Raw genomic sequence first — 4,586 nt, 5'->3', positions numbered from 1 at the left:
CCCCGGAAGCACTTCCGGTACGGTTCCGGAGACTTGCCGGCAGAGGCATTGCGCCCGCGGCGCGGCAGCTGGCGGGATGCTGTACACCCGTCCGCTCATCCGTGAAGAGGGCGCCGCAGGGGCGCAGCCCCTCGTGCCCTTCTTTGGTTCCTTTCTTGGGCAAGCAAGAAAGGAACTCGCTGTCGGTCGACTACCGACAACCTCCGCCGCTCGATGAGCGGATAATCTAAGCCTGCCGTCGGTCGACTACCGACAAACTGCGCCGTTCGATGAGCGGCAAATCTAAAACCGCCGTCGGCCGGCCGCCGACAACCTCCGCCGCTCACCGAGCGGCAAATCTAAGCCCCTCCGCAAATAAAACCCGGCGGCGCCGCATACACATGTACTAATTTGACAGGAGAGGTGTGCGGATATGAAGAAAAGGCTCGCGGCGGTTCTACTGAGCGTTTTGATATGCGTCCCGCTGTCGGCGGGGGTTTATGCGGAGGATTTACCGGACATGACCGCGCTTGAGACAGCGGCGCAGGTGGATAATTCCCTGCCGGCGAAATCGGCGATCCTGATCGAGCAGGAGAGCGGGCGGGTGCTCTTTGAGAAGAACGCGGATGAGGTGCTGCCTCCCGCGTCGATCACCAAGGTGATGACGCTGCTGCTCGTCATGGAGGCGCTCGACGAGGGGCGCATCTCAATCGACGACATGGTGACCTGCTCGGAACACGCCGAATCGATGGGCGGAAGCCAGATCTGGTTCAAGGCAGGGGAACAGATGACGGTCGACGACCTTTTGAAGGCGACCGCGATTTCGAGCGCCAACGACGCGTCGGTGGCACTGGCGGAGATGATCGCGGGCAGCGAGGAGGCGTTCGTCGGCCTGATGAACGAGCGCGCCCAGCAGCTTGAGATGACCAATACCCACTTCGTCAACGCGACCGGGCTGGACGCGGAGGGGCATGTGACGACGGCGCGCGATATCGCGACGATGAGCCGGGAGCTGCTCAGGCATCCAAAGATCACCGAGTATTCGAGCGTGTGGATGTCGGAGCTGCGGGACGGCCAGACCCAGCTGGTCAACACGAACAAGCTCGTGCGGTTCTATGACGGCTGCACCGGGCTGAAAACGGGCACGACGAACGGCGCGGGCAGCTGCCTGTCGGCGAGCGCGACCCGCAAGGGGATGTCGCTCGTCGCGGTGACGCTCGGGAGCCCGACCTCGGCGGAGCGGTTCTCCGCCGCACGGGGACTGCTCGATTACGGTTTCGCCAACTACACCCGCGTCGAGCTGCCGCCGCTCGAGGGGCTGGACGCGGTGCCCGTGCGCCACGGCGTGGCGCAGGAGGTCTCGGTGCTGTCCGAAACGCCGGGCGCGGTGATCGTCAAGGCCTCCGACAAGGATGCGATCGAACAGCAGGCAGAGCTGCTCGAGGATGTGGAGGCCCCGGTCGAGGCGGGGCAGATGCTCGGGAAGGTGACGGTCCGGGTGGGGGAGAGCGTCCTCTGCGAATACAACCTCGTCGCGGCGGAGGGCGTGGAACGGATGACCTTCGGCAACGCGCTCAAGGAACTGCTCTGCCGGCTGGTCGCAATGTAACGGGGTTTGACCGCCCGCGGCCGACATGGATTATTTTTGGAATTTTCATAAACCCGGCTTGAAATGGACCGTCAAATAGGGTACAATATGTGTAACAAAGAAGGATTCTGCACGACGTCGAATTGTGCGATTTGTACAATATCCAAGCGGAAAGGAAGACCTGAGATGGCAATGAAGTTGAACACCAGGTATCTCAAAAGTTTTGTGAATGAACATGAGCTCAAAGCGATCGAACCGCAGGTGCTGGCCGCGCACCGGACTTTGACGGAAAAATCCGGTTTGGGCAACGATTACCTCGGCTGGACCACCCTGCCGAAGGATTACGACCAGGAGGAGTTCTCCCGCATCAAGGCGGCGGCCGGAAAGATCCAGTCGGATACCGATCTGCTGCTCGTCATCGGCATCGGCGGCTCCTACCTCGGCGCGCGCGCCGCGCTCGAGCTGCTGCGCTCTCCCTATTACAACAACCTGAAAAAGGATACCCCCGACATTTACTTCGTCGGCAACAGCATCAGCCCCGATTATCTCAACACGGTGCTGGCTCTCTGCGAGGGCAGGCGCGTGTCGGTCAACATCATCTCCAAGTCCGGCACCACCACCGAGCCCGCGCTCGCGTTCCGGGTCTTCCGCGAGCTGCTTGAGCAGCGGTACGGAAAGGAGGAGGCCAGAGGCCGCATCTACGCCACCACCGACAAGGCGCGCGGCACCCTCAAGGAGCTCTCCGACCGCGAGGGCTACGAGACCTTCGTCATCCCCGACGACGTGGGCGGGCGCTATTCGGTGCTGACCGCCGTGGGCCTGCTGCCGATGGCGGTCGCGGGCATCGATATCGACGCGGTGATGGGCGGCGCGGCCGCCGCGATGGACGATCTGGCCATCGGCGACCTGTGCAAAAACGACTGCTACAAGTACGCGGCCTACCGCAACATCCTCTATCGCAAGGGCAAGCAGATCGAACTTCTCGTCAGCTACGAGCCGGCGTTCACGATGATGAACGAGTGGTTCAAGCAGCTCTTCGGCGAGAGCGAGGGCAAGGACCAGAAGGGGCTCTTCCCGGCGTCGGTCGTCTTTTCCACCGACCTGCATTCGATGGGACAGTTTATCCAGGAAGGCAGCCGCTGCATGTTTGAAACGGTCGTGGACATCCAAAACTCCACAAAGGACTTCTTTGTCAAGGACGACCCGGAAAACCTCGACGGACTCAACTTCCTTTCCAACCAGAACATGTCGGTCGTCAACCACAAGGCGATGCAGGGGACCATCCTCGCGCACACCGAGGGCGGTGTGCCGAACATGGTGCTTGAGGTCCCCGAAATCAACGAGCATGAGTTCGGCTACATGGTCTATTTCTTCGAGAAGGCGTGCGCCATCAGCGGATACCTGCTGGCGGTGAACCCCTTCAACCAGCCGGGCGTCGAGAGCTACAAGAAAAACATGTTCGCGCTGCTCGGCAAGCCGGGCTATGAGGATCAGCGCGCGGAGCTCGAGGCGAAGCTGGGCTAACAGGACGTTTGGAAACCAAATTTCATATATTGGAGGAATTTCACATGATAAAGCTTATCGTAGGAAACAAAGGCTCCGGAAAAACCAAGCGGCTCATCGGCATGGTCAACGAAGCGGTGACGACTTCCAAGGGCAATGTGGTCTGCGTGGAAAAGGGCAATACCCTGACCTTTGACATCAGCCACCAGGCGCGCCTCATCGACATCGACGACTACGCCGTCAGCGGCTTCGACGCGTTCTATGGATTCTTCTGCGGCCTCTTCGCGGGCAACTACGACATCACGGAAGTGTTTGTCGATGCGACCTTCAAGGTCGGCGGCAAGGACTTTCAGGCGTTCGCCGTCATGGTCGATAAACTCGTAAAGCTGCTGGATCAGAATGGCGCCACGATGACCTTTACCGTCTCCTGCGACAAGACCGATCTGCCCGAGCGCATCCACCAATATATCATCTGATTCCGGCTTAGCCGGCGCCTTGCGGGAAGGAGGCAGCCGCATTCCTTCCCCGGCTCCCACATTTATCATGCGTACCAAACGGCCGCCTTTTTGGGCGGCCGTTTGTCACAGGAAGCCTGAAAACCATGTCTGAACGGAAAGGATGGCGGAGAGATGAAGAAGTGTTTGGCATTGCTGCTCTGTACGGTTCTGGTGCTTTCCCTTGGGGGATTCACCGCCAAGGAGACGGCCGCCGCGGGAAACCCGGCGAAAATCTACCGGGAGGCGCTGGATAAAAGCCTTCAGGGAGACGCCGTGCAGGTCAACACGGCAATCGACACCGCCATGAAGGCGGGCGGCCTCACGATCAGCCTGCGCACCAACGCGACGATCCAGATGAAGGGGGAAGGGGACAGGACGCAGTTTTCGATCGTCATCTCGACGGCGCTGCCCGACGGAGAGGAGAAGCTTGGCTTCTATTATAAGGGCGGATACCTCTATTTGGACGGCGGCCCCGGCGCCAAGTTGAAAGTGCGCGCGCCGATGGAGGCGGCGGGCATGATCGTCAATGAATTCTGCACGCCGACGGCTCCCACCGATGCGCTGAAGAACGCGACCGTCAAGCAGGTGGACGGAAACACCGTGATCACCTATAAGGTCGGCGCGACCGAATTGCAGGCCGCGGCGGGCGACGTGCTGGCGGCGCTCCGGGATGCGCTGCGCGAGGAGGGTCTTACCAATGTCAAGCCCCTGGCGATCACCGGGAGCGTGACGATCGATAAGGACGGCAGGATCGCCGCCGACAGGGCCCAGGTCAAATTCTCAGCGGTGGTCGAGGGCCAGACCGCCGTCTGCACCTCGACGATGACCTCCACATACCCCGCGGTGGGCGAGGACTTTGCCGTGCAGTTCCCGGCGGACCTCGCCAGCTACCAGGAGATGAGCGATCTCCCGGCAGCATAAATCAGGATCTGAAAGCGGCCGCCCGCAGGGCGGCCGCTTTTTGGGTTTGCCGCGCTGCGCCCGGCGGGGCTTTAGATGCGCTCCTCGCCTGCGGCGAG

4 protein-coding genes are annotated in these 4,586 nt (G+C 61.1%); all 4 read left to right on the top strand.

Annotated elements, in window-relative coordinates; genetic code table 11:
* Positions 1–412 precede the first annotated feature (412 nt).
* The 4 genes from RCI06_RS14200 to RCI06_RS14185 all read left to right on the top strand — a co-directional run bounded on the left by RCI06_RS14200 (position 413) and on the right by RCI06_RS14185 (position 4,488).
* Positions 413–1,588: a D-alanyl-D-alanine carboxypeptidase family protein gene (locus RCI06_RS14200; RefSeq protein WP_306576422.1), complete on the top strand. Its 1,176-nt coding sequence runs from the start codon at positions 413–415 to the stop codon at positions 1,586–1,588.
* A 165-nt stretch (positions 1,589–1,753) separates the two neighbouring features.
* On the top strand, positions 1,754–3,091 hold the full coding sequence (locus RCI06_RS14195) for a glucose-6-phosphate isomerase (RefSeq protein ID WP_306576421.1): 1,338 nt from the start codon (positions 1,754–1,756) through the stop codon (positions 3,089–3,091).
* Positions 3,092–3,135: 44 nt separating this feature from the next.
* Positions 3,136–3,546 carry a hypothetical protein gene (locus RCI06_RS14190; RefSeq protein ID WP_101548870.1) on the top strand — a complete coding sequence of 137 codons (411 nt, stop codon included), beginning with the start codon at positions 3,136–3,138 and terminating at the stop codon, positions 3,544–3,546.
* A gap of 153 nt (positions 3,547–3,699) precedes the next feature.
* On the top strand, positions 3,700–4,488 hold the full coding sequence (locus tag RCI06_RS14185; protein ID WP_306576420.1) for a hypothetical protein: 789 nt from the start codon (positions 3,700–3,702) through the stop codon (positions 4,486–4,488).
* The last annotated feature ends 98 nt before the right edge of the window (positions 4,489–4,586 follow it).

Origin of the sequence: Anaerotruncus massiliensis (ex Togo et al. 2026), from assembly GCF_030825285.1 — a bacterium.
GTDB lineage: Bacteria > Bacillota > Clostridia > Oscillospirales > Ruminococcaceae > Anaerotruncus > Anaerotruncus massiliensis.
This window is presented reverse-complemented; position numbering and strand designations above follow the sequence as displayed.

Coding starts and splice junctions, on each gene's coding strand:
- RCI06_RS14185 (WP_306576420.1), top strand. CDS start 3,700: ATGAAGAAGTGTTTGGCATTGCTGCTCTGTACGGTTCTGGTGCTTTCC.
- RCI06_RS14200 (WP_306576422.1), top strand. CDS start 413: ATGAAGAAAAGGCTCGCGGCGGTTCTACTGAGCGTTTTGATATGCGTC.
- RCI06_RS14190 (WP_101548870.1), top strand. CDS start 3,136: ATGATAAAGCTTATCGTAGGAAACAAAGGCTCCGGAAAAACCAAGCGG.
- RCI06_RS14195 (WP_306576421.1), top strand. CDS start 1,754: ATGGCAATGAAGTTGAACACCAGGTATCTCAAAAGTTTTGTGAATGAA.